Genomic DNA, 2,982 nt, shown 5'->3' on the forward strand with positions numbered 1-2,982 from the left:
CGACGCGCCGCCGTGCGTGCGGCGGCGGTTGCGCTGACGACGCGGACGCGAGGGAGCGCCCTCCGCCGAAGCGCCCGCGGCCGGGGCCTCGGTGCGCGGAGCCTGAGCGGAGTCGGTGGCACCCGTGGACGAGGAGCGCTGTGCGCCCTCGCCGCTGCGGCCACCCTCGCGGCCGCCGGAGCGTGAGCCGCTGCGCCCGCTGTCGCGGCCACCCGAACGGCCTGCGTCGCGCGAGCCCGAGCGGCCCGCGTCGCGCCCTGCGTCACGGCCGGCGCGCGACGGCGAACCGCCACGCTTGCCGGTCTCGCCCAGGTCCTCGAGCTTCTCGGCGTCCAGACCCGCGCGGGTCTGCGCCGACTTGGGCAGGCGGCCCTTGGTGCCCTCGGGGATGTTGAGGTCCGTGTACAGGTGCGGGGACGTCGAGTACGTCTCGACGGGCTCCGGGATGTTCAGGTCCAGGGCCTTGTTGATGAGCGACCAGCGGGGCACGTCGTCCCAGTCGACGAACGTGACGGCCGTGCCCTTGTTGCCCGCGCGGCCGGTACGGCCCGTGCGGTGCAGGTAGGTCTTCTCGTCCTCGGGGCACTGGTAGTTCACGACGTGCGTGACGTCGTCGACGTCGATGCCTCGCGCCGCGACGTCGGTCGCGACGAGCACGTCGATCTTGCCCGAGCGGAACGCGCGCAGCGCCTGCTCACGGGCGCCCTGGCCCAGGTCGCCGTGGATCGCGCCGGACGCGAAGCCGCGGTCGGCGAGCTCGTCGGCCACCTTGGCGGCCGTGCGCTTGGTGCGCGCGAACACGATCGTCAGGCCGCGGCCCTCCGACTGGAGGATGCGCGCGAGGACCTCGACCTTGTCGAGCGCGTGCGCCCGGTAGACGACCTGCTTGATGTTCTTGACGGTCTGCCCGCCGTCGTCCGGGTCGTTGGCCCGGATGTGCGTCGGCTGCGTCATGTAGCGGCGCGCCATCGAGACGACCGCGCCCGGCATGGTCGCCGAGAACAGCATCGTGTGGCGGGCGGCGGGCGTGCGTGAGAGGAGCTTCTCGACGTCGGGCAGGAAGCCCAGGTCGAGCATCTCGTCGGCCTCGTCGAGCACGACGCAGCGGGCGCGCGTGAGGTTGAGGTGCCCCTGGTTCATGAGGTCGATCATGCGACCGGGGGTACCGACGACGACCTCGACGCCGGCGTTGAGCGTCGCGATCTGCGGCTCGTACGCACGGCCGCCGTAGAGCTGGATGATGCGGACGCTGCGCTTGGCCGACGCGGCCTCGAGGTCGCCGGCGACCTGGACGGCGAGCTCGCGGGTCGGGACGATGACGAGCGCCTGCGGCTTGCCCGGTGCGGGGAGCTGGTCGAAGCCCTCCTCGCCCGGGGCGACGACGCGGTGCAGCAGCGGAACGCCGAAACCGAGCGTCTTGCCGGTGCCGGTCTTGGCCTGGCCGATGATGTCGTGGCCCGACATCGCGACCGGCAGCGTCATGGCCTGGATGGGGAACGGGTGGGTGATGCCGGCGTCGGCCAGCGCCTCGACGATCTCCGGGCGGACGCCGAAGTCCGCGAAGGAGACGTCCTTGGCCTGGACGCTCGACGACAGCGTGCCCTGGACGTCGTCGGCAGGGGTCTCGGCAGAGGGGAGGCCGAGCTCGGTGGGCTCGACGGGAGTTTCGGTGGTGGTCACTGGTGCCTCGTGGTTCTGATGTCTGGCGCGAGGCGCCGCACGTGCGTGATCGACCCGACGGTTGGCGGGTCCACGATGCTCCGGGAAGTCCCAGGCAGGTACGGTCTCTCGCGCCTAGTGGCCGGCAGCCGATCGTGGGTATTCGCCGCGAAGACGTCGTCGGGGGTCGTCGGCCGTGAGGCGCGAACCCCGGTTCCGCCCGCGCGCACCGACCGAGGTCGGCGTCGTGCAGTGTCGTTCGCAAGTCTTTCGGCACGGGGTGGGGCTCAGGAGCACCCACCGGGGGCCGGGGGATTCGGACGACCGGGCAACCGATGTACCCACCCATAGTATCGGACTGCTCCCGCTGGACCCGTCATCACCCGTGTTGTCACGTTTCATGTCGCGGCCGGTGGAGGGCGCTCGACTATTCTGGCCGGATGAGCGAGCCCCAGCACCACGACCTGTCCGGCGGTACGGAGAGGCTCGCGACCGACCGCGACGTGATCGGCCTCCTGGGTCTCATCGCGTACACCGAGCTCGCGACGTTCGGGCGCCTGGCGGCCGACGCGGCGAACGCCCCGACCCTCGCGCAGCGCCACCAGCTCTCGCGGCACGCGGGCAAGATGCTCTCGCGGCACGAGCGCGTCCTGGAGCGCATCGCGGACCTGGGGGGCGACCCGGAGGCCGAGATGGGCGCCTTCGACGGCATCTTCGACGACTTCGAGAGCCGCACCCCGTCGAGCACCTGGTGGGAGGGCGTCCTCAAGGGGTACGTCGGGCACGGTGTGGCCGACGACTTCTGCCGCCTCGCCGCGGACGGGCTCGACGACCAGTCGCGCGACCTGGTCCTGGAGATCCTCTCGGACGGCGTCGACTCCGAGCGCTCCGCGACCGTCATCGCCGACGCCGCCGCGGCGGACCCCGTGCTCGCGTCGCGCCTCGCGCTGTGGGGGCGCCGCCTCGTGGGCGAGGCCCTCGGGCTGGTGCAGTCGCTGCTCGCCGAGCGCGAGGGGCTGAGCCGCCTCCTGGCGGACGGCGCGGGCCACCGCACCGAGGCCGGCACGCCCGGAGCAGCCGACGCGACGGGCACGGCCGCCGACCGGCAGGCCTGGGTATTCTCCCAGCTCACGGCGGAGCACACGCGTCGCATGGGGCGGTTGGGCCTCGCGGCCTGAGCGGTGAGCACGGCCTCGCGGCCTGAGCGGTGAGCACGGCCTCGCGGCCTGAGCGGGGAACACGGCCTCGCGGCCTGAGCGGTTCGGCATGGCTCCGGGCCTGGGCGCCCCGAGACGACGAGAGCGGGGCCCGGCTGAACCAGCC

Annotated in this window: 2 protein-coding genes; one reads left to right on the forward strand and one right to left on the reverse strand. The window is 73.0% G+C overall.

The features are described from left to right. A partial coding sequence (locus ACFRCR_RS18095) for a DEAD/DEAH box helicase (RefSeq protein WP_377679524.1) occupies window positions 1-1,680 on the reverse strand: 1,680 nt, incomplete at its 3' end. Between the two features lie 419 nt (window positions 1,681-2,099). Here ACFRCR_RS18095 and ACFRCR_RS18100 point away from each other — a divergent pair. Then, the gene (locus ACFRCR_RS18100; protein WP_377679526.1) at window positions 2,100-2,837 is read left to right on the forward strand and encodes a ferritin-like fold-containing protein; all 738 of its coding nucleotides are present in this window, start codon (window positions 2,100-2,102) and stop codon (window positions 2,835-2,837) included. The last annotated feature ends 145 nt before the right edge of the window (window positions 2,838-2,982 follow it).

Origin of the sequence: Oerskovia sp. NPDC056781 (assembly GCF_042789955.1) — a bacterium.
In the GTDB taxonomy this organism is placed as follows: domain Bacteria; phylum Actinomycetota; class Actinomycetes; order Actinomycetales; family Cellulomonadaceae; genus Oerskovia; species Oerskovia rustica.

Coding starts and splice junctions, on each gene's coding strand:
- ACFRCR_RS18100 (WP_377679526.1), top strand. CDS start 2,100: ATGAGCGAGCCCCAGCACCACGACCTGTCCGGCGGTACGGAGAGGCTC.